Source organism: Xanthomonas sp. 4461, assembly GCF_024806475.1.
GTDB lineage: Bacteria > Pseudomonadota > Gammaproteobacteria > Xanthomonadales > Xanthomonadaceae > Xanthomonas > Xanthomonas arboricola_F.
The window spans coordinates 169,117-189,971 of record NZ_JANTYV010000007.1; the positions used below are offsets into that span (position 1 = coordinate 169,117).

The following is a 20,855-nucleotide window of genomic DNA, read 5'->3' on the forward strand; positions in this document are numbered from 1 at the left end:
CGCGACCGGAGCAACCCATGGCTGTGCAGGTGCTGGTGCTGAAAGAACGGGCGGCAGGCGAACGCCGGGTGGCAGCAACGCCGGAAACGGTCAAGAAGCTGGTCGCGCTCGGCGCCAGCGTGTGGATCGAGCCGGCTGCCGGCCACGCCAGCAGCATGGACGATGCGGCATATATCGCGGCCGGTGCGCAGCTTGCCGACACGCAGACGCTGACCCAGGCCGACGTCGTGCTGTGCGTGCAGGCGCCGCCGACCGAGGTGCTGCTGCACTGCAAGCCGCAGGCGGTCGTGATCGGCATGCTCGCCCCCGATGCCGACCCGGCGCGTGCGCAGGCATTTGCCACGCGCGAGCTGGTTGCGTTTCCGCTGGAGCGCCTGCCGCGCACCACACGCGCGCAGGCGATGGACGTGCTGAGTTCGCAGGCCGGCATGGCCGGCTACAAGGCAGTGCTGATCGCCGCGCAACTGGCGCCGCGGTTCTTCCCGATGCTCACCACAGCCGCCGGCACCATGCGCCCCAGCAAGGTCCTGGTAATCGGCGCGGGCGTGGCCGGCCTGCAGGCGATCGCCACGGCCAAACGGCTGGGTGCGCAGGTGGAAGGCTTCGACGTGCGCCCGGAAACCCGCGAACAGATCGCGTCCCTGGGCGCGCGCTTTCTGGATCTGGGCGTGAGCGCTGCCGGCGAAGGCGGCTATGCACGCCAACTCACCGACGACGAACGCGCCGAGCAGCAGCGCCGCCTGGCCGAGCATCTCAAGGGCGTGGATGTGGTGGTCTGCACCGCGGCCGTGCCGGGGCGGCCTGCGCCAAAGATCGTGACCACTGAAATGGTGCAGGGCATGCGCGCCGGCAGCGTGCTGGTGGACCTGGCCGCGGAAACCGGCGGCAACTGCGCGGCCACGCGTCCGGGCGAAACCCTTGAGCTCGATGGCGTGGTGATCGCCGGGCCGCTCAATCTGGCAAGCCAGGGCGCGGTGCATGCCAGCGAGATGTTTGCGCGCAACGTCTACGCGTTCGCGGCGTTGTTGATCAAGGAAGGCGCACTGTCGTTCGACTGGGACGACGAACTGCTGGCCAGGACGCGCTGGTCGGCGCCATCGACTACATAGCCGGGCCGATCCCCACGCGCCTCGATCGCTGGCGTTTGCTGGTAGGAGCGCGCTGGCGCGCGATGGAGCTTTGTCGGTAAGGCTTCATCGCGCGCCAGCGCGCTCCTACGATGGCCGCGCGCCTGTCCGCCTGCGACCGGGGTGCACCCATGCGCTGGCGTGTCGCGCTCGCCGCGGCGGCGCTGCGTTCAATCCTCCGTCGGCGGGTGCTCGCGCAGCCAGGCGCTGCGTTCGGCCGGGCTCATCTTCTGCCAGCGTTGTTGCAGCTCGTTGCGTTGCTGCGGGTTGAGCGTGCGCATGCGGTCGAACAAGGCCTTGGCCTCGCGGCGCTGGTCCGGGCTCATGTTGCGGAAGCGGTCCATCCCGGCCTTGGCCTGCTTGCGCTGGTCGGGGGTCATGTCCAGCCAGCGACTGGCGTGCCGGTACATGCGCGGGCGTTCTTCGGGCACATCGTTCCAGCGCTCGCGCAGCGCATCGATCAGTACCTGACGCTGCTGTTGGGTCAGCTTGTCCCACTCCGGCATCGGGGTCTCGTTGCGCGGTCCCGGGCCATGCGGGCCGGGTCCGTCCATCGGCCCAGGCCCCGGGGGACCCGACGGGCGGTCCTGCGCCAACAGCGGCACGCATGGCCCGGCGCAGAGCAACAGGGTCAACAGCAGGCGGGTAGTGCGGGTCATCGTGCTCATTCCATGGCCAGGGCGGTATCGGACCCGAGCCAGACATACAGGTCGGGGTTCTGGGTCAGCAGGTCGTCGGTGTCGGTACTGGCGGCATTGCCGGCCACGGTCGTGGCCGCGGACGCGCCTGCGGGGGCGTTGTCGCCCGGTCGCAGTTGCAGGCCGATGCCGATAGCCAGCAAGCCGGAACAGGCGGTGGCCAGCAACCAGTAACCGCGGCGCGCGCGGGCGGCCGGCGCCTGGCGGGCCTGGCGCAGGCGTGCCAGGGTCTGCGGTGGCAGGCTGATGAGCGCGGCGGCATGCAGTTGGCGCAGTTGCGCATCGAACTGGGCCGGATCGTGGGAGCGGTTCACAGGAAATCCTCGAACTGTTTTTGTAACGCGTCGCGTGCGCGCGACAGATGAGTCTTGACCGAACCTTCGGAGCAGCCCATCGCCTTGGCGGTGGTGGCCACATCCAGGTCTTCCAGCACGCGCAGCGTGAATGCCTCGCGCTGGCGTGCCGGCAGGTTGCGCAGCGCCTGGACCAGTCGCTGGTAGGCCTGCTGATGTTGCTGCTCGCCGACCGGTCCGATGCCGGGGTCGGCCCAATCGATCGGGCCCTCGTCATCGGCGCGCTCGGCCGGCGCCCAGAATTTCAGGCGGAAGCTCCGGCGGCGCTGCAGGTCGATGATGCGGCTGCGCAGGATGCTCCAGAACAGCGGCGTCCATTCCTCTGCCGGCCGTTCGCGGTAGCCGAGCAGCTTGACCATGGCGTCCTGCACGGCATCCAGCGCGTCTTCGCGGTGACGCAGACCGGCCTCGGCAAACCGGAACGCACGCGGGCCGATGCCGGCCAGGAAGGCGTCCAGCGACACCGGGACGGCGGCGGCCGTTGCAGAAGGCTGCGGATCGAAAGGGGTTCCCACCAGCACAGCGTAGCTTCCGCGAGGACGATACGACGTCAACGGCCCAGCGCCGATTCGGTTGACATGGCCGATGCGTGAGTATGATCGGTGGGCCGCAACGGCCAGTGGAGCGAAAGACGATGAGCGACGGATTCGTAGCGCTGTACATCTTCATGCTGGCGGCCATCGCCGGCCACGTCATCATCTCGCGGGTGCCGGTGATCCTGCATACCCCGCTGATGTCCGGTTCCAACTTCATCCACGGCATCGTGCTGATCGGTGCGATGGTGGTGCTGGGGCATGCCGATACCACCCTGGAAAAAGCACTGGGGTTCGTCGCGGTGGTACTGGGTGCGGGCAACGCGGCCGGTGGCTACGTGGTGACCGAGCGGATGCTGGAGATGTTCAAATCCAGCCGTAAGCCTGGCGGGGATGCGCCATGAACGTCTCCACCCCCGAATTGCTGGATTGGCTGGTCAAGTCCAGCTACCTGATCGCAGCCACGCTGTTCCTGCTCGGCCTGCAGCGCATGGCCTCGCCACTGACCGCGCGCAGCGGCATCCGCTGGGCCGGGCTGGGCATGCTGATCGCCACGGTGGCCACGTTCTTCCTGCCCGAATTGCACAACGTGCCGTTGATCCTGGCCGCGCTGGCGATCGGCACCGGCGTGGCGTGGTGGTCGGCCAAGAAGGTGGCCATCACCGACATGCCGCAGATGGTGGCGTTGTACAACGGCATGGGCGGCGGCTCGGCGGCGGCGATCGGGGCGGTGGAGCTGCTGCGGTTTTCGTTCTTCGCCAATCGCGACACCGCGCACTGGAGCGCGCAGGCGATCGCCGAGCTGGCGGCGCGGCGGCCGGACACCACCACCGTGGTGCTGGCGGTGATCGGCTCGGCCATCGGTGCGGTGTCACTGTCAGGTTCGATCATCGCCTGGGCCAAGCTGGACGGCCGGCTCGACCGTCGGGTGACCTTTCCCGGCCAGCAGGCGGTCAATCTGCTGATCGCGCTGGCGCTAGTGGTGCTCGGCATCTGGGCGGCCACCAGTCTGCAGCCGCTGGCGATCATCGGCTTCTTCGTGGTGGCGCTGGCGTTGGGCGTGTTGATGACGCTGCCGATCGGCGGCGCCGACATGCCGGTGGTGATCTCGCTGTACAACGCGTTCACCGGCCTGGCGGTGGCGTTCGAAGGCTATGTACTGGGCAACGAGGCGTTGATCATCGCCGGCATGATGGTCGGCGCGGCCGGCATCCTGCTGACGCGCTTGATGGCCAAGGCGATGAACCGGCCGATCAGCGGCGTGCTGTTCTCCCACTTCGGCGGCGGTGGTCAGGCGCAGGAGATCAGCGGGGCGCAAAAGCCGATCGAGGCTGGCGATGTGGCGGCGATGATGGCCTTCGCCGAGCGGGTGGTGATCGTGCCTGGCTACGGCATGGCGGTGGCGCAGGCGCAGCACAAGATCTGGGAGCTGGCGCAGCGGCTGATCGCGCGCGGGGTCAAGGTGAAGTTCGCGATCCACCCGGTGGCCGGGCGCATGCCGGGGCACATGAACGTGCTGCTGGCCGAAGCCGGCGTGCCCTACGACCTCATCGCCGATATGGACGACATCAACCCCGAGTTCGCCAGCACAGATGTCTCGCTGGTGATCGGCGCCAACGATGTGGTCAACCCGGTCGCCAAGACCGACTCGGCCAGCCCGATCTACGGTATGCCGATCCTGGACGTGGTCAATTCACGCAACACCGTGGTGATCAAGCGTGGCAAGGGCACCGGGTTTGCCGGCATCGAGAATGCGCTGTTCTACGCCGACAACACCCGCATGTTGTATGGCGACGGTGCGGAAGCAGCCGGCGCGCTGGTCAGTGAGTTGAAGGCGCTGGATGGGGGCGGGCACTGAGGCGTTGTGCGACTGATTTAGCGGATGAATTTGCGAAGCCACTTGGTCGAGGGGCGGTGTTCTCGCTGCCAGTTCCTTGCAGCTGAGCGCAGATCGGCTGCTTCACGAGCGATCTATTCGCACTATCTGGCCAGCCTTATCAGCCAGCCCGAAACAAGCCACTGAGCTTTTGAGTCACAGCAGTGCTTAGTGACAGTCAAACGCTCGGCTCGTCGAGTGCGCGGTGCCCTCACCGCTTGCGGGACACGCCGTGAATCCGTCCGTGGAGGCTCCTTGGCGGCATCCATGCCGCCAAGGGTCCCGCAACCGGCGAGGACACCGCACCAGGAGTTGGTCGGTGCTCGAATGAAAAGCTGCCTGTTGCGATTGCAAGTCTTGCGTTGGGACGCTGAAAAGTTTGCAGGTTGCTTTGTTGAGCCGCTGCCGTTATTCGGTTTGCGCTGGAAAGCTGATCGAACGCACGGTGATCTGAACCACGCACACCATGCCTTGCTTGCAACCAAACCACCGACCATCTCGACAGGTCCTTGCCCGTCCACCGTCGCGGGACCTTACGCGGCATGGATGCCGCGTAAGAGCCTACAAGGACGTACTTGCGGCGTGTCCCGCGAGGGTGGGCTGGCAAGGGCCCCGCAACCAAGCCGCAGAGCTCTCCCGGATATCGCTGCGTCAGGAAAATAAAGCGCCAGCGCTAAGCAGGAGCGGCGTGACTTGAGCGGTGCACATCAAGCATCAGCTTCAACGGATGCCTATCAGCAGCCGTTGCGAGCACGTCCGACTCAGCGCGCCGCCCACCACGCCAGGACCAGCGCGGCGGCATAGCACAGCAGGTCGAAGCCGTTGTTGGCCAGTTGCAGCAGGGTCCATGCCAGCCCGGTGCCCATCTTTTGTGCCGAGGTCCACGGGTCCAGGCCCAGTGCGCTACCCAGCTGCGCCGAGGCGATGCCCCAGTTGGCGCCGACGATGATCAGTGCGGTGGTCGCCACTGTCACCCCGATACGCAACCGGCCGGCGCGCAACGTACCCAGGCGCAGCATCCACGCCACTTCCAGCGCAACCAGCACTGCCATCCAGCCGGCCTGGTTGCCCAGCGCAAGGGCGATCAGCAGCCAGGCGATGAGGGCGGTAACGCTTCCCAGCAGCAGGAGCGGGGGCCAGAGCCAGTGGGCGGTTCTGGCGGACGCGGAAGTGGGCGGCATTGGGGCTCCTGACAGTGCACACATGATAGAGCGCGTGGTGCGCTTTGCGCTGCATTGCCGGCGTGAGCCACGGTGGCTGCAGATGACTGTGTTTCAGATGGAATGCAGCGTCGGCGGCACGACCGGCAGCGGCATCGCCTTGGTCGGCTAGAATGGCCGACTTGCGCGCGTCCGGCGCGGCCCCATATCCAGCCCATGTACTCCCGTAGCAGCGAACCCGTCCAGTTCGAACGCGATTGCGATGCCGTCATGGTGCCGCAGGGCGATTCGGTGACCCTGCCCGCAGGCAGTTATGGCTATATCACCCAGGCCCTGGGTGGCAGCTACACGGTCTTTGTCGAAGGCAATCTGTTCCGCATTGCCGGCAAGGATGGCGATGCGATCGGCAAGGAGGCCCCGCCGGGGCTGGAGCTGCCCGACAACGCCAGCGACGAGGAAGTGGAAGCCCTGGTGTGGCAGCAGCTACGCACCTGCTTCGACCCTGAAATCCCGTTCAACATCGTCGATCTGGGCCTGGTCTACGAGGCGGTGGTCAGCCATCGCGAGGAAGACGACCAGCGCCGGGTGGACGTCAAGATGACCCTCACCGCGCCCGGTTGCGGCATGGGCGAGATCCTGGTCGACGACGTGCGCAGCAAGGTGGAAATGATCCCGACCATTGCCGAAGCCGACGTCGAGCTGGTGTTCGACCCGCCGTGGGGCCGGCATATGATGTCCGAAGCGGCCCGTCTCGAGACCGGCATGCTCTGACCGTCAGGCGCCATGTCCGTAGATGTGGCGCCGCGTCCTTATCGCCCGCCATACAGGAATCTTCCGGTGTCCGTGTCCTTCGCTTCCACCCGTTCTCCGTCGCCGCGCAGCGCCGACGAACTGTCCGTGATCCTGGCCGCGCCCGGTTTCGGGCTGCATTTCACCGACCACATGGTCGCCATTTCCTGGAACAACGAGCAGGGCTGGCATGACGCCCAGGTGCGCGCCTACGGGCCGCTGCAACTGGACCCGGCTGCCTCCGTGCTGCATTACGGCCAGGAAATCTTCGAAGGCATCAAGGCCTACCGGCATGCCGACGGCTCGATCTGGACCTTCCGTCCGCAGGCCAATGGCGAGCGCCTGCAGCGCTCGGCGCGCCGTCTGGCGCTGCCGGAACTGCCGGTGGACCTGTTTGTCGAATCGCTGCGCCAGCTGGTGGCCGTGGATGCCGGCTGGGTGCCGTCGGCGCCGGAAACCAGCCTGTATTTCCGTCCGTTCATGATTGCCGACGAGGCCTTCCTGGGCGTGCGCGCCGCGCACAAGGCCTCCTACTACGTCATCGCAAGTCCCGCCGGCCCGTACTTCGCCAAGGGCGTGGCGCCGGTGTCGATCTGGTTGTCCACCGAGTACGCACGTGCGGCCAAGGGCGGCACCGGCGCGGCCAAGTGCGGCGGCAACTATGCCGCTTCGTTGCTGCCGCAGCAGAAGGCCTATGCACAGGGCTGCTCGCAGGTGCTGTTCCTGGACCCGGTGGAAGGCAAGTACATCGAGGAACTGGGTGGCATGAACGTGTTCCTGGTCTACAAGGACGGCACGCTGGTGACGCCGGAATTGTCCGGCAGCATTCTGGAAGGCATCACCCGTGACAGCATCCTGCAGCTGGCGCGCGACCGCTGCATGCGCGTGATCGAGCGCAAGGTGTCCATCGACGAATGGAAGCAGGGCGTGGCGTCGGGCGAGATCAGCGAAGTATTCGCCTGCGGCACTGCCGCAGTGGTCACCCCGATCGGTGAGCTCAAGGGCGACGGCTTTGCGGTGGGCGACCTGTCGGCTCCTGCCGGCGAAGTCACCATGTCGCTGCGTCAGGAATTGACCGATATCCAGTACGGCCGCGTGCCCGACCGGCATGGGTGGCTGGTGCGCTTGTCCTGAGTCAGCGGCACATCGTCAAAAACAGGCCCCTGCGCGTCAGCGCAGGGGCTTTTTTTTTGGCTGCCGTGCAGCAACAACGACTGGTGCACCGTCAAAAAACTGTGGGAAGCGGACTGAACAGACATGATGCTTGTCACAAAACTGATATTTAAGTTTCAAAAGTGTCGATTTCGTATTGTCCAGTCTGGTTGCAGTGGGATAGGTTCGCTGAACGGATCGATAACAGGGGATCGATGCCGGGGACTCGGCGCCGACCTGTGCAGGCGGTGCCGGATTACACCGCCAAGGCGGTTCTCTTTGATTTGGAAGGGAATTCGATGTCGAACGAGTCTTTCCGCAAGCGTCCTCGCACGCTTACCGTCCTGGGCGCTACCGCGCTGACCTCCCTGTTGCTGGCGACGCCTGCGTTTGCCGGTGAGGTCTACCTGGATGGTCTTGCAACTGCCCAAACCCATCAGAAATTCATCGTGACCTACAAGGACGGCAGCACTGCGCTGGCCAGTCCGAGCGCGTTGAGCAGTTCGTTGCGTGCCGCCGCACGCGCGATGCCGGCCAAGGCCGGCAAGGCGCTGGGCCTGGCCTCCGTCCGCCGTCTGGCACTGGGGCCGGAACTGATCAAGGCCGACCGCGCGCTGGACCGCGCCGAAGCCGAAACCCTGATGCGCCAGCTGGCCGCCGATCCCAACGTGCAGAGCGTGGAAGTCGACCAGATCCTGCATGCCACGCTGACGCCCAACGACACCCGGCTGTCCGAGCAATGGGGCTTTGGCACCACCAACGCCGGCCTCAACATCCGTCCGGCCTGGGACAAGGCCACCGGGACCGGCGTGGTGGTTGCGGTGATCGATACCGGCATCACCACGCACGCCGACCTCAATGCCAACATCCTGCCGGGCTACGACTTCATCAGCGACGCCACCACGGCGCGCGATGGCAATGGACGCGACAGCAACCCGGCCGACGAAGGCGACTGGTATGCCGCCAACGAATGCGGCACCGGCATTCCCGCTGCCAACTCCAGCTGGCACGGCACCCACGTCGCCGGCACGGTGGCCGCGGTGACCAACAACAGCACCGGCGTGGCCGGTACCGCCTACAACGCCAAGGTCGTGCCGGTGCGCGTACTCGGCAAGTGCGGCGGTTCGCTGTCGGATATCGCCGACGCCATCGTCTGGTCTTCCGGCGGCAGCGTCAGCGGCGTGCCGGCCAATGCCAACCCGGCCGAAGTGATCAACATGTCGCTCGGCGGCGGCGGCGCCTGCTCGACCACCATGCAGAACGCGATCAGCGGGGCGGTATCGCGCGGTACCACCGTGGTGGTGGCAGCCGGCAACAGCTCGGCCAACGTGTCCGGCTCGCTGCCGGCCAATTGCGCCAATGTGATCGCAGTGGCCGCCACGACCTCGGCCGGTGCCAAGGCCAGCTATTCCAACTTCGGCGCCGGTATCGATGTATCCGCACCGGGCTCGGCGATCCTGTCCACGCTCAACAGCGGCACCACCACCCCGGGCAGTGCCAGCTACGCGTCCTACAACGGCACCTCGATGGCGTCCCCGCATGTGGCTGGCGTGGTCGCGCTGGTGCAGTCGGTTGCGCCGACCGCGTTGACGCCTGCCGCAGTCGAGACCTTGCTCAAGAACACCGCACGCGCGTTGCCGGGTGCCTGTTCCGGCGGTTGCGGCGCCGGCATCGTCAATGCCGACGCCGCAGTGACGGCGGCCATCAGCGGCAGCAACGGTGGGGGCGGTGGCGGAACCGGCAATACGCTGACCAACGGCACGCCCGTCACCGGCCTGGGTGCGGCCAGCGGTGCGGAGCTGAACTACACCATCGCCGTTCCCGCCGGCAGCGGCACGCTGACCGTGGCGATCAGCGGCGGTACCGGCGATGCGGATCTGTACGTGCGTGCCGGCAGTGCACCGACCGACACCACCTACACCTGCCGCCCGTACCGCAGCGGCAATGCCGAAACCTGCAGCATCACTGCGCCGTCGGGCACGTATTACGTGCGGGTCAAGGCATACAGCACGTTCTCCGGTGTGACCTTGCGCGCCAGCTACTAAGCCTGTCGTTAGACGCTGTTGCGCTGTCTGGCCGCCTGGCCAGGCAGCGCCGCCTAGCGCTGCCTCCCATCTGCGATGTCCGTCCACGTCTGCCGTTTGGGCAGGCGCTGGCGAGGCATTGCCGCTCGGCCGGAATGGACACCGGTCAGTCGTTTCGACGGGCGCCCGTGCCCGTCCATTCCGACCCGATCCGCAGTCTGCGGCAAGGGCGGCCATCTCGCCGCAACCGCGGCACTTCATAAAAAACTGAGGAACGATCGATGTCCAATGTGTCGCAACGTCGTGCACCTGCACGCGCACTGGTGGTGCTGGGTGTTTCCGCGCTGACCTCCCTGCTGGCCGTGCCGGCGTTTGCCGGTCAGGTCAACCTGTCCGGCCTGGAATCGCAGCCCACGCTGGACCGCTTCATCGTCAAGTACAAGGACGGCAGCAGCCCGGCAGTGAGTCCGACGTCGATGCGCGCATCGCTCAATTCAGTCGCCACCGCAGTGCCGGCCCGCGCCGGTCGCGCGCTGGGCCTGAGCCACGTGCGCCGTACCGCGCTCGGTTCGGAAGTGCTCAAGGCCAGCCGTGGCCTGGACCGTGCCGAGGCCGAAACGCTGATGCGCCGCATCGCCGCCGACCCGAGCGTGGACTACGTGGAAGTCGACCAGATCATGTATCCGACCCTGACCCCGAACGACACGCGGCTGTCCGAGCAATGGGGCTTCGGTACCACCGCTTCCAGCATCAACGTGCGCCCGGCCTGGGACACCGCCACCGGCACCGGCGTGGTGGTGGCAGTGATCGACACCGGCATCACCAGCCACCCAGACCTCAATGCGAACGTGCTGCCGGGCTACGACTTCATCAGCGACGCGGCGCGTGCGCGCGACAACAATGGCCGCGACAACAATCCGGCCGACCAGGGCGACTGGCGTGCTGCCAATCAGTGCGGGTCCGGCGTGCCGGCCGCCAATTCCAGCTGGCACGGCACCCATGTGGCCGGCACCATTGCCGCGGTCACCAACAACGGCACCGGTGTGGCCGGGACCGCGTTCAATGCGCGCGTCGTGCCGATCCGCGCCCTGGGCCTGTGCGGCGGCACCACCTCCGACATCGCCGATGCCATCGTCTGGGCTTCCGGCGGCACGGTCTCGGGCGTGCCGGCCAATGCCAACCCGGCCGAGGTGATCAACATGTCGCTGGGCGGCAGTGGCACCTGTTCCAGCACCTACCAGAACGCCATCAACGGCGCGGTGTCGCGCGGCACCACGGTGGTGGTGGCGGCTGGCAACAGCAACGCCAACGTGGCCAACTTCACCCCGGCCAGCTGCGCCAACGTGATCTCGGTGGCGTCGATCACCTCGGCCGGCGCGCGTTCGAGCTTCTCCAACTTCGGCAGCACCATCGATATCTCCGGCCCTGGCTCGGCGATCCTGTCAACCTTGAACAGCGGCACCACCACGCCGGGCAGCGCCAGCTACGCGTCCTACAACGGCACCTCGATGGCGGCCCCGCACGTGGCCGGCGTGGTGGCGCTGGTGCAGTCGGCAGCCAGCCGTCCGCTGACCCCCGCGGCAGTGGAAACCCTGCTGAAGAACACCGCGCGTCCGTTGCCGGGCACCTGCTCGGGCGGCTGCGGTGCCGGCATCGTCAATGCGGCGGGCGCGGTCAGCCAGACCCCGTAAGGCGAAGGCCATGCGCGATGCCGGCCTGACCGCCGGCATCGACGTCGGGCCAGCCCCGACGTCGCTGTCGGTGTTTTGAAACCTGCACTGCCCCGCTTCGGCGGGGCAGTGTGCGTTTGGGCCTCGGCCACGCCTGGGAATTGGCCAACCGGCGGCGGCAGTGGCTGAACAAAGCGCATGGCACTGCCGTCCGGCCGCTTCAGCCATGCAGATGGCACGCCGATAGCCAGCCCACGTGAGGCATGGCCGTGTGCAACCGCCCCACGATCAGGCAGTGCGCGTCGCAGAGGGCGTCAGCGCGTTGTCTTCCGAACGTTCAACGCCTTGGGGAGGGTTGATCCATGTCGTATGTCTCGCTTGGTGCGCTGCGCCACGCTGTCTTGGTCTGCGCGTTGTCATGCACGTTTTATGCCACTGCTGGCGAGGTCAGCCTGCAAGGGCTGGCGTCCAGCTCCACCCATCAACGTTTCATTGTCAGCTACAAGGACCGCGTCGGCAGCAGCCGTGCGACCGGCTTGTCTGCGCCATGGCGCGAGATCGCCAGCGCCGTGCCTGCACAGCGCGGACGCGCGTTGGGCTTGTCGGCCACTCGCCGGCTCAGCACGGGCCCGATGCTGTTGGTGGCCGATCGCAAACTGGACCGCGTGGACGCAGAAAGCCTGATGCGGCGCCTTGCCGCCGACCCGGCCGTCAAGCGCGTGGAAGTTGACGTGTTGATGCGCCCCTTGCTGGTGCCCAACGATCCGGGCGTGCCGCAGCAATGGGCGATGGGCGCCACCGCCGCCAGCATGAATATCCGACCGGCGTGGGATCGCACCACCGGTAAGGGCATCGTGGTGGCGGTGATCGATACCGGCATCACCAAGCATCCGGATCTGGACGCCAATGTCCTGCCCGGCTACGACTTCATCATCGACCCGGCGACGGCGCGCGATGGCAATGCGCGCGATGCCAGTGCCGCCGACCAGGGCGACTGGACCGCCGCCAACGAGTGCGGGCCGGGTGCGTCCGCGTCCAGCTCCAGCTGGCATGGCACGCATGTGGCCGGCATCGTGGCGGCGGTCGGCAACAATGCGGTCGGCGTGGTCGGTACCGCGTTCAATGCCAGGGTGCTGCCGCTGCGCGTGCTTGGCCGCTGCGGCGGTTACATGTCCGACATCGCCGATGCGATCGTCTGGGCCTCTGGCGGAAAGGTCAACGGTGTGCCGGCCAACCCGAATCCTGCCACGGTGATCAACCTGTCGCTGGGCGGCTACGGCAGTTGCTCGGCAACGATGAGTAATGCCATCGCCGCTGCGGTGACACGTGGCAGTTCGGTGGTGGTGGCGGCGGGCAACAGCAATATGGATGTGTCCACCAGCGTGCCGGCCAATTGCCCGAACGTGATCGCAGTGGCGGCCACCACCTCGGCGGGCGCCAAGGCCAGCTTCTCCAACTTCGGCAAGGGCGTGGATATCGCGGCGCCGGGACAGGCCATCGTCTCCACGCTCAACAGCGGCACCACGGTGCCGGGGAATGCGGCGTATGCGTCGTACAGCGGTACCTCGATGGCTGCACCGCATGTGGCCGGTGTGGTGGCGTTGATGCAATCGGTGGCGCTGAATCCGCTGACGCCGGCCACGGTGAAAGCCCTGCTCAAGAGCAGCGCCCGGCCGTTGCCGGTTGCCTGTACGCAGGGCTGCGGTGTGGGCCTGGTCAATGCCGATGGCGCGGTTGCTGCGGTGATCGAGTCGACCACCCTTGCCCGGAATGTGGCGCGTACCGGCTTGAGTGCGGCGCAGTCGGATGTGCTGTATTACCAGATCAACGTGCCGGCCGGCACGCGCACGCTGAAGGTGACGCTCAACGGTGGCAGCGGCAATGCCGATCTGTCGCTACGCGCAGGTGCACTGCCGACCGATACCGCCTACAGCTGCCGCAGCCTGCTGCCGGGCAATGCCGACAGCTGCACAGTCAACGCACCGGCGGCCGGTACGTACTACGTGCGGTTGAAGGCGACATTGGCGTTTTCAGGCGTCAGCGTCACGGCGGCGTACTGAGCAGGGTGGCGGCGGTGATGCCGCCGCGGCTCAGTCGCACAGTGCGCAGGCCCGCGCACTGAGTGCCTGCAGCAACTGTGCGCCGGGCAATTCCAGCAGCAACCCGCGCTGGCCGGCGTTGATCCACAGCGCCGGTGCGTCCAGCGCCGTGGCTTCGATCAGCACCGGCGTCTGCCGTTGCTGACCGAGCGGGCTGATACCGCCCACCTTGTAGCCGGTGCGGCGTTGTGCATCGGCCACGTCCATCATGCGTGCGGACTTTCCGCCGCACGCGCTGGCCAGTTTCTTCAGCGACAGGCGCCGGTCGCAGGGAATGACCGCACACACGGCCAGGTCGTCGACCCAGGCCATCAAGGTCTTCAGCACCGTCTGCGGTGCCAGCCCAAGCGCGTTTGCCGCCTGCAGGCCTTTGGCGTCTGCATCGTGTTGATAGTCGTAGGGGTGTAGCGCGTAGGCCACGCCTGCAGCGTCCAATGCCTTGGTCGCGCGGGTGGCCTTGCTCATGGCCTCAGACCGGTTCGAAGCGGTTGGCTGCGACGTTCTTGCGCACTTTCTCGGGATTCCAGATGCGTCCGTTCATGGCGATGTACACGCCGGCCGGCAGCGACTGCACCGCGCCGACCGCGCAGCCGATGTTGAACTCGGCATCGGAGCCGCGAAAGCGCGCCGGATTGAGCGCGCCGGTCATCACGATGGTCTTGTCGGCGATCGACTGCAGCACCTTGCCGGTTTCCACCATCGAGTCGGTGCCGTGGGTGATCAGCACGTGGCGGGTCGGCTGGGCGGCAATGGTGGCGCGCACAAGTTCGCGGTCGGCGTCGGTGATGTGCAGCGAATCCTTGCGGATGATCGGAATCACCGAGAAGCGGAAGGTCACGCCCAGCTCCTTGAGGATCTGGCCGATCTGCGGGTCGCCGATCTGGTAGTCCGATTTGTCGTCGAAGTAGATCTTGTCGATCGTGCCACCGGTGGTGACGATCAGGAGGTCTTCCATTGCTGCGGGTCCTTCAAACGGGCGCGGTGCAGGCCGCGCGAGGGCCGTCATGATACGACCCCGGCGCGGGTGCTGCCCAAGCGGGTCAACGTGGAGGGCGCTTGCGGCCGAAGCGCGCCGCCATGCCGGGGCCGCCCACCAATGCCACCACCAGCAGGGCCAGCAGTACTTCCAGCCAGGCCAGCCCACGTGCCTGCGGCTGGCTCCAGGCGGCCATCACGCCGTGACTGAACCAGCCCAGCGCAAACACGCCGGCCCAGAAACGCGCACGTGCGCTGCGCAGCGCCAGCGCGGCCATCAGCGCCGGCGGCAGTGCGAACACCAGCAGCGCCGCGGTGCGGTGGCGGTCGTCGTGAAACCAGCTCACGAACAGTACCGTCAGCGCGATCAGCGCGGCAGTCAGCAGCCAGTGCGTGGCACGCACGCTCATGGGCTGGCCAGGCGCCGGGCGATATCGGCCACCCGGCGACCCAGCGCACGCGCCAGCAGCGCTTCGTCCTCGCTCGGTTGCGGGTCGCCGCCGGCGCCGGAGACATGGCTGGCGCCATAGGGCGTGCCGCCGCTGGTGGTATGGCTGAGCGCCGGCTCGGTGAACGGGATGCCGACGATCAGGCAGCCGTGGTGCAGCAGCGGCAGGTGCATCGACAGCAAGGTGGATTCCTGGCCGCCGTGCATCGAGGCGGTGGAAGTGAACACGCCTGCCGGCTTGCCGGCCAGGGTGCCGCTGGCCCACTCGGCGCCCAGGCCGTCGAGGAAATGCTTCATCGGCGCGGCCATGTTGCCGAAGCGGGTCGGGCTGCCCAGCAGCAAACCGCTGCATTCGGCCAGATCGGCCTTGTCCACATACGGCGCGCCCTCGTCCGGCACCGGCGGGGCGCTGGTCTGGGTCACCGCCGCTACCGGCGGTACCGTGCGCAGCCGCGCGCCCATGCCCGGTACTTCGCCGATGCCGCGCGCGATCTGCCGCGCCAGCCGCGCCACCGAACCGCCACGGCTGTAATACAGCACCAGAATCTCCGCCATCGCGCATCTACCGCCTGTGTGAGTTGCCGCAGTATCGGCCAAGCCACCGCCTGCCTGCACGCCGCAGTTGCGGCAAGGCCGCGATGACGGCGCATCGGGTACCCTTGCGCGATGTTGCGCGTGAACAAAATCCACCAATGGAAAGAACGGCTGCGCGACCGCGCGCGGACGGTCAGCTTCGGGCGCTTCCTGTGGCGCCGCTTTCTCGACGACCGCCTGTTCCAGGCGGCCGCCTCGCTCGCCTACACCACGGTGTTCGCGCTGGTGCCGCTGGCGATCGTGGTGTTCGGGGTGCTGTCGGCGTTCCCGGCCTTCAACGAGTGGAAGGACGCGCTGACCGACTTCATCTTCAACAACTTCGTGCCCGGCGCGGCGCGCTCGGTGCAGAACTACCTCAATCGTTCGCTGGAGGATCTGGGCAAATTCACCGTGGCCGGTATGGTCGCGCTGGTGGCCTCGCTGCTGATCACCCTGCATAGCATCGAGCAGACCTTCAACAGCATCTGGCGGGTCGCCGCCGCACGGCCGAAGGTGACCCGCTTCCTGATCTACTGGACGGTGCTGACCCTGGGCACGATGCTGGCCGCCGCCTCGATGGCGATGGCCGCCTACGTGTTCGCGCTGCCGCTGTTCCGCACCACCGAAGGCCAGTGGCTGGCCGAATTCGCCTGGCGGCTGGCGCCGATGGCGGTGGAATTCGTCTGCATCGTGCTGATCTACCGCGTGGTGCCGCAGCATGGGGTACGCCTGCGGCATGCGCTGCCGGGCGCGTTGCTGGCGGTGATCCTGATGGAAATCGTCAAATGGGGCTTCGGCTTCTATCTGGGCAATTTCCAGACCTACCAGCGCATTTACGGCGCGCTGTCGGCGCTGCCGATCCTGCTGTTGTGGATCTACCTGAGCTGGGTTTCGGTGCTGCTGGGCGCCTCGCTGGCCTCCTCGATGGCGGCATTCCGCTACCAGCCCGAAGCGATGCGGCTGCCGCCGGGTTTCGAGATCTATGGCCTGCTGCGCCTGCTCGGCCGCTTCCGCCAGGCACGCATCCACGGCAACGGCCTGGATGAAGACCGCATCCTGGCGCTGGAGCCGATGCTCACCGACACGCTGATGCAGGAGTTGCTGTGCGAACTCAAACGCATCCGCCTGCTGCGCCGCGACGAGCGCGGCCAATGGCTGCTGGCGCGCGACCTGGACGTGGTGCCGCTGGCCGAACTCTACGAAAGCTGCCAGCTGCGCGTGCCGATCGAAGACCGCCCCCTGCCGTGCCGCGACGATGCCTACGGCCAGGCCGCTGCCGCTGCGCTGGAACAACTGCGCCAACCCTTGCGCAGCGTGCTGGCGCAACCGGTCGGCGACCTCTACACCCACCTTCCCGGAGACCTCCCATGACCGTGCGCCTTGTGCGCGGCGCCTGTGCGCTGCTGTTGCCGCTGTTGCTGCTGACCGCCTGCAAGCCCACCGGCGAGGGCACGCCCGCCGCCGGCGGTGCAGCGCCAGCGACTACCGCACAGACGCCGCAAAAGCCGGCCGCTCCCGCCGACCCGGCCAGCCCAACCGACACCTCGGTGGTGCAGCAGACCGCCGAGATGCCCAAGCTGTCGCTGCCGACCGTGACCGGCGAGGCCTACGACCTGGCCGCGCATCGCGGCAAGTGGGTGGTGGTCAATTTCTGGGCCACCTGGTGCGCGCCGTGCCTGAAGGAAATGCCCGAGCTGTCGGCGCTGCACACCATGCGCGACACCGTCGAAGTGGTGGGCCTGGCCTATGAAGACATCAGCAGCGCCGACATGCAGGCGTTCCTGAAGGACCACCCGGTGTCGTACCCGATTGCCATTCTCGACCCTTACCAACCGCCGCAGGACTTCGCCACGCCGCGCGGCTTGCCGATGACGTATCTGATCGGGCCGGACGGCAAGGTCGCCAAGCAGTTCCTCGGCCCGGTGACCGCACGCGACATCGAGACGGCGGTGGGCATCACCGGCAAGGCCGGCTGATGCAGGCGGCGCGCTTTATCGTCACCGGCGTGGTGCAGGGCGTGTGGTTCCGCGCCTCCACCCGCGAGCGTGCGGTTGCGCTGGGCCTGCGTGGGCATGCGCGCAACCAGCCCGACGGCAGTGTGGAGGTGGTCGCTGCCGGGCCCGCCGTCGCGCTGGATGCGCTGGAATCCTGGTTATGGCAAGGCCCGCCGGCGGCCAGGGTCGCGGCGGTGACCCGCACGCCCTGCGCGCCGCCGCCGACTGAAGAATTTGTAACTGGCTGAGTCGCTGCCAGTCGAGCAGGCCAACAGACTTGCGATGCGTCGCCGATAACCTTGTCAGCGCGATCAGGCGTGCAGGGGGAATATATGGCCGCTCCATCTCAAGATCACACCGACGGGCAGGAACTGCCTACCCGCAACCGTCGCCTGGCGCAGCTGGCGCCATGGCTGTACCTGGGCGTCCTGTCGGGCAGTGGCTGGCTGCTGTTTCTGCAGCCGCAGACCCGCGTGCTGCAGCCGGGGCAGGCGGCCACCAGCTGGCTGCTGGCCTGGATCTTCGGCGGCATCGTGATCGCTGCGGTGCTGTGGAGCCTGAAGCTCGCACGTCACGGCCTGGGCGCGTCCGCTGCCAGCTATCCGCTGTCGGCGCGTCTGCCCGATTCCTGGGCCGACGCCTACGCAGCCCTGTTGCGCCCGGCCACCGCCGCGCCGATGACCGCGTCCAGGCCCGATCCTGCCGGCACCCAGCGCGGCGCAGCCTGGCACCGTTTCGGCGGCGGCATGCTCAGCGTGGAAAATTTCGATCCCAACGACGCCACCCGTGCGCCCTGGGACAACCTCGATGCCCAGGCCTGCATCGCGCGTCTGGACGATGTCCGTCCGGCCTGGCAGAACGCCACCGCCAACCGCGCGCTGCAACAGGAGCGTCGCTACTGGCTGGATGTGGTGCTGTCGCTGCTCGACCATGGCGTGATGCGGCCGCTGCAGGACGGCTACCTGCCCGACACCGCCACGCTGCGCACCGAACGTTTCCTGCTCGGCGCCGATGCCGGCCCGGTCGTCCTGGCCGAGGTGCCTGCATTGTTCGCCCGCCGCCTGGCGCTGGCGATCGAAAGCCTGCCGGCCCCGCAACGCGAAGCCGCCGGCGTCCAATGGCGTCTGCTGCAGCAATTGCACGGCCTGGTTGCCGAAAGCCGCATGCTGGACGAGCGATCGCAGGTCATCCAGGTGCTGGCGTGGAATCCGGACGTGGACCTGGATCAGGTCGAAGTGGCCTACATCCTGGCCGCCGAGTACCGCCAGGGCATGCGCGACTGGTTGCGCCGCGCTGCGCTGGTGCGTCTGCCCGACAGCGCGCTGCGCCTGGACGAAGTGCTGCTATCGTCCTGCAGCCCGCTCGGTCCGCAGGCCGACGATGTGGATTACATCGAAGCGATGCGCCCGCTACACCGCGGGTTCATGCAGCTGTTCAGTCAGCGCCTGAGCCAGCTGGTCTTGCAGGCCGAACAGGCCGAACGCCAGTCCGGCCTGTATCCCCTGCCGCGCGCCACGGCCAGCGACGAGATCTCTCAGGACTGGCCGGCGTAAGCGTCGATCGGTTCCAGTACTCCGTAACGTTCCTTGTGCGGCTTGCCATCCAGCGGTGGCAGCTGCAGCGTGTCATCGGGCACCGCGATGTCCGGGAGCCGATCCAGCAGGTTGCGGATCAGACTCAGTCGGCCCCGCTTCTGGTCGTTGAAATCCACCAGCGTCCACGGCGCGTCCGGCGTATGCGTCACCTCGAGCATGCGCTCGCGCGCGGCGGTGTAGTCCTCGTACTTGCTGCGTGACTGCAGGTCCACCGGCGACAACTTCCAGCCCTTGAGCGGATCTTCCTGGCGTTCGGCAAAGCGCTGTTCCTGTTCGGCCTGATCCACGCACAGCCAGTACTTGAACAGCAGGATGCCGTCGTCGACCAGCAGTTGTTCAAAACGCGGCGCCTGATCGAGGAACGCTTCGTACTGGGCGTCGGTGCAATAGCCCATCACCCGTTCCACGCCGGCGCGGTTGTACCAGCTGCGATCCATCAGCACCAACTCGCCGGCCGCCGGCAGGTGCGCCACATAGCGCTGGAAATACCATTGCGTGCTTTCGCGGTCGTTGGGTGTCGGCAATGCCACCACCCGGCACTGGCGCGGGTTCAGATGGCTGGCGATGGCCTGGATCACGCCGCCCTTGCCGGCGGTGTCGCGGCCTTCCACCAGCACCAGCGCGCGCTGGTTGGTGTGGCGCAGCCAGCGGGCCATGTTGACCAGTTCCAGCTGCAGCGGTGCCAGCAGCTTCTTGTAGGCCTTGCGTTTCAGGTGCGACATGCGCGTTCCGACAGCGATGAAGCGCGCAGGCTATTCGCCCAGGCGTGGACGCAGTGTCGCCAGATTGCAGGGCTTGGTACGCGCATCCAGCTGCGCACGCACGATCTTCTCCCAGGCCGTGCGGCAGGCCGAGGTGGAGCCGGGCAGGCAGAACACGAAACTGTGATTGGCCAAGCCCGCAAACGCACGCGATTGCAGCGAAGACGTGCCGATTTCTTCCACGCTGATAGCCCGGAACATCTCGCCGAAGCCAGGCATGGTCTTGTCCAGCAGTGGCGTGATTGCCTCCGGCGTGCTGTCACGGCCGGTAAAGCCGGTGCCACCGGTGATCAGGATGCCGTCCACCTGCGCATCGGCAATCCATGCAGAAATGATCGCGCGCATGCGGTAACGGTCGTCCGGACACAGGGCGCGCTCGTGCAGCACGTGACCATCGTGAGTCAGGGCATCAACCAGATAGTCGCCGGAGCGGTCATCGGCCAGCGTGCGGCTGTCGGACACCGTCAGCACGCACAGGTGCAAGGGAATGAAGTCGAGATTGGAAGGCATGCCCAAGCCTAGCGAGCCGGGACGCGCGGGTACAGCACCACGGTGTGAAGCCGCACAACTCAGCTACTGGCTTCGGTCAGTGCGGCAGCACGGCCGGGGATCGGCTCCTCGGCTCGGCAGACATCCTGTCTGACGCGCCGCCGCGGCACATCCGTGTGCCGCTCTCCGCCAATCCCCGGCCACGCTGCCGCTCGGCGCGTTGTTTCCATGACCTGAAAAGCTTGAACAAGCTAATGAAGCGCCGCTTGAAGCCCCTCTCCCGCCGGGAGAGGGGTTGGGGTGAGGGTACGGCGAAGCAAGATGCCTGTCGGTACTCGCTTCGGTCAGGGCGACAGCGCGGCCGGGGAGGCTCCTCGGCGCGGCACATCCTGTCTGACGCGCCGCCGCGGCACATCCGTGTGCCGCTCTCCGCCAATCCCCGGCCACGCTGCCGCTCTGCACGTTGTTTCCATGACCTGAAAGGTCTCGAAGAAATTCAATGACGCTTTCAAGCACCTCTCCCGCAGGGGCGAGGTGGC

Annotated in this window: 22 protein-coding genes; 12 read left to right on the forward strand and 10 right to left on the reverse strand. The window is 67.1% G+C overall.

Annotated features, from left to right (window positions below):
- The first annotated feature begins 17 nt into the window (after positions 1-17).
- Entirely contained in the window at positions 18-1,109 is a 1,092-nt protein-coding gene (locus FHY19_RS21075; protein ID WP_259168359.1) for an NAD(P) transhydrogenase subunit alpha, read from the forward strand.
- A gap of 188 nt (positions 1,110-1,297) precedes the next feature.
- On the opposite strand, the gene FHY19_RS21080 is transcribed toward FHY19_RS21075, so the two are convergent.
- The 3 genes from FHY19_RS21080 to FHY19_RS21090 are packed head-to-tail and all read right to left on the reverse strand — an operon-like array spanning position 1,298 to position 2,699.
- Positions 1,298-1,786 (reverse strand): DUF3106 domain-containing protein, encoded by a 489-nt coding sequence (locus tag FHY19_RS21080; protein ID WP_259168361.1) that lies wholly within the window; start codon positions 1,784-1,786, stop codon positions 1,298-1,300.
- 5 nt (positions 1,787-1,791) lie between these two features.
- Positions 1,792-2,139 (reverse strand): hypothetical protein, encoded by a 348-nt coding sequence (locus tag FHY19_RS21085; RefSeq protein ID WP_259168362.1) that lies wholly within the window; start codon positions 2,137-2,139, stop codon positions 1,792-1,794.
- Positions 2,136-2,699, reverse strand: a complete 564-nt coding sequence (locus FHY19_RS21090) for an RNA polymerase sigma factor (RefSeq protein WP_259154161.1) — start codon at positions 2,697-2,699, stop codon at positions 2,136-2,138. The genes FHY19_RS21085 and FHY19_RS21090 overlap by 4 nt, the downstream gene beginning before the upstream one ends.
- Before the next feature lie 113 nt (positions 2,700-2,812).
- On the opposite strand from FHY19_RS21090, the gene FHY19_RS21095 reads away from it, so the two are divergent.
- Both FHY19_RS21095 and FHY19_RS21100 read left to right on the forward strand, forming a co-directional pair.
- On the forward strand, positions 2,813-3,115 hold the full coding sequence (locus FHY19_RS21095; protein WP_259154160.1) for an NAD(P) transhydrogenase subunit alpha: 303 nt from the start codon (positions 2,813-2,815) through the stop codon (positions 3,113-3,115).
- Positions 3,112-4,569, forward strand: a complete 1,458-nt coding sequence (locus FHY19_RS21100; RefSeq protein ID WP_259168363.1) for an NAD(P)(+) transhydrogenase (Re/Si-specific) subunit beta — start codon at positions 3,112-3,114, stop codon at positions 4,567-4,569. The genes FHY19_RS21095 and FHY19_RS21100 overlap by 4 nt, the downstream gene beginning before the upstream one ends.
- A gap of 779 nt (positions 4,570-5,348) precedes the next feature.
- Here the strand turns inward: FHY19_RS21100 and FHY19_RS21105 are convergent.
- Positions 5,349-5,768, reverse strand: coding sequence for a hypothetical protein (locus tag FHY19_RS21105; protein WP_259168365.1), 420 nt, complete (start codon positions 5,766-5,768; stop codon positions 5,349-5,351).
- A gap of 195 nt (positions 5,769-5,963) precedes the next feature.
- Here FHY19_RS21105 and sufT point away from each other — a divergent pair, with 195 nt between their 5' ends.
- The 5 genes from sufT (at position 5,964) to FHY19_RS21130 (ending at position 13,442) form a co-directional block, all read left to right on the forward strand.
- Positions 5,964-6,518, forward strand: coding sequence for a putative Fe-S cluster assembly protein SufT (gene sufT / locus FHY19_RS21110; RefSeq protein ID WP_029219190.1), 555 nt, complete (start codon positions 5,964-5,966; stop codon positions 6,516-6,518).
- 66 nt (positions 6,519-6,584) lie between these two features.
- Entirely contained in the window at positions 6,585-7,670 is a 1,086-nt protein-coding gene (locus tag FHY19_RS21115; protein WP_259168367.1) for a branched-chain amino acid aminotransferase, read from the forward strand.
- Between the two features lie 317 nt (positions 7,671-7,987).
- Complete coding sequence (locus FHY19_RS21120) at positions 7,988-9,733, forward strand: S8 family peptidase (RefSeq protein ID WP_259168369.1); 1,746 nt, start codon at positions 7,988-7,990, stop codon at positions 9,731-9,733.
- A gap of 260 nt (positions 9,734-9,993) precedes the next feature.
- On the forward strand, positions 9,994-11,403 hold the full coding sequence (locus FHY19_RS21125) for a S8 family peptidase (RefSeq protein ID WP_259154150.1): 1,410 nt from the start codon (positions 9,994-9,996) through the stop codon (positions 11,401-11,403).
- 341 nt (positions 11,404-11,744) lie between these two features.
- Positions 11,745-13,442, forward strand: a complete 1,698-nt coding sequence (locus tag FHY19_RS21130; protein ID WP_259168371.1) for a S8 family peptidase — start codon at positions 11,745-11,747, stop codon at positions 13,440-13,442.
- A gap of 30 nt (positions 13,443-13,472) precedes the next feature.
- On the opposite strand, the gene ybaK is transcribed toward FHY19_RS21130, so the two are convergent.
- The 4 genes from ybaK to wrbA form a co-directional block, all read right to left on the reverse strand.
- A complete protein-coding gene (ybaK, locus tag FHY19_RS21135) occupies positions 13,473-13,946 on the reverse strand; it encodes a Cys-tRNA(Pro) deacylase (RefSeq protein ID WP_259154146.1) in 474 nt (157 codons plus the stop codon).
- 4 nt (positions 13,947-13,950) lie between these two features.
- Positions 13,951-14,436, reverse strand: coding sequence for an asparaginase domain-containing protein (locus FHY19_RS21140; RefSeq protein WP_259168373.1), 486 nt, complete (start codon positions 14,434-14,436; stop codon positions 13,951-13,953).
- An 85-nt stretch (positions 14,437-14,521) separates the two neighbouring features.
- Positions 14,522-14,866: a DUF2069 domain-containing protein gene (locus FHY19_RS21145; RefSeq protein WP_047128204.1), complete on the reverse strand. Its 345-nt coding sequence runs from the start codon at positions 14,864-14,866 to the stop codon at positions 14,522-14,524.
- Complete coding sequence (gene wrbA, locus FHY19_RS21150) at positions 14,863-15,519, reverse strand: NAD(P)H:quinone oxidoreductase (RefSeq protein WP_024938586.1); 657 nt, start codon at positions 15,517-15,519, stop codon at positions 14,863-14,865. The genes FHY19_RS21145 and wrbA overlap by 4 nt, the downstream gene beginning before the upstream one ends.
- Before the next feature lie 51 nt (positions 15,520-15,570).
- Between wrbA and FHY19_RS21155 the strand changes: the two genes are divergently transcribed.
- The 4 genes from FHY19_RS21155 (at position 15,571) to FHY19_RS21170 (ending at position 19,024) form a co-directional block, all read left to right on the forward strand.
- Complete coding sequence (locus FHY19_RS21155) at positions 15,571-16,848, forward strand: YihY family inner membrane protein (protein ID WP_024938585.1); 1,278 nt, start codon at positions 15,571-15,573, stop codon at positions 16,846-16,848.
- Positions 16,845-17,453: a TlpA disulfide reductase family protein gene (locus FHY19_RS21160; RefSeq protein WP_024938584.1), complete on the forward strand. Its 609-nt coding sequence runs from the start codon at positions 16,845-16,847 to the stop codon at positions 17,451-17,453. Before FHY19_RS21155 ends, FHY19_RS21160 begins: the two co-directional genes overlap by 4 nt.
- A complete protein-coding gene (locus tag FHY19_RS21165) occupies positions 17,453-17,719 on the forward strand; it encodes an acylphosphatase (protein WP_102252735.1) in 267 nt (88 codons plus the stop codon). Before FHY19_RS21160 ends, FHY19_RS21165 begins: the two co-directional genes overlap by 1 nt.
- Positions 17,720-17,803: 84 nt before the next feature.
- On the forward strand, positions 17,804-19,024 hold the full coding sequence (locus tag FHY19_RS21170; RefSeq protein ID WP_259168386.1) for a hypothetical protein: 1,221 nt from the start codon (positions 17,804-17,806) through the stop codon (positions 19,022-19,024).
- On the opposite strand, the gene ppk2 is transcribed toward FHY19_RS21170, so the two are convergent.
- Both ppk2 and moaB read right to left on the reverse strand, forming a co-directional pair.
- A complete protein-coding gene (gene ppk2, locus FHY19_RS21175; RefSeq protein WP_184354470.1) occupies positions 19,006-19,788 on the reverse strand; it encodes a polyphosphate kinase 2 in 783 nt (260 codons plus the stop codon). The genes FHY19_RS21170 and ppk2 overlap by 19 nt on opposite strands.
- 30 nt (positions 19,789-19,818) lie before the next feature.
- Positions 19,819-20,337 carry a molybdenum cofactor biosynthesis protein B gene (moaB, locus tag FHY19_RS21180; RefSeq protein WP_259168391.1) on the reverse strand — a complete coding sequence of 173 codons (519 nt, stop codon included), beginning with the start codon at positions 20,335-20,337 and terminating at the stop codon, positions 19,819-19,821.
- Between the last annotated feature and the right edge of the window lie 518 nt (positions 20,338-20,855).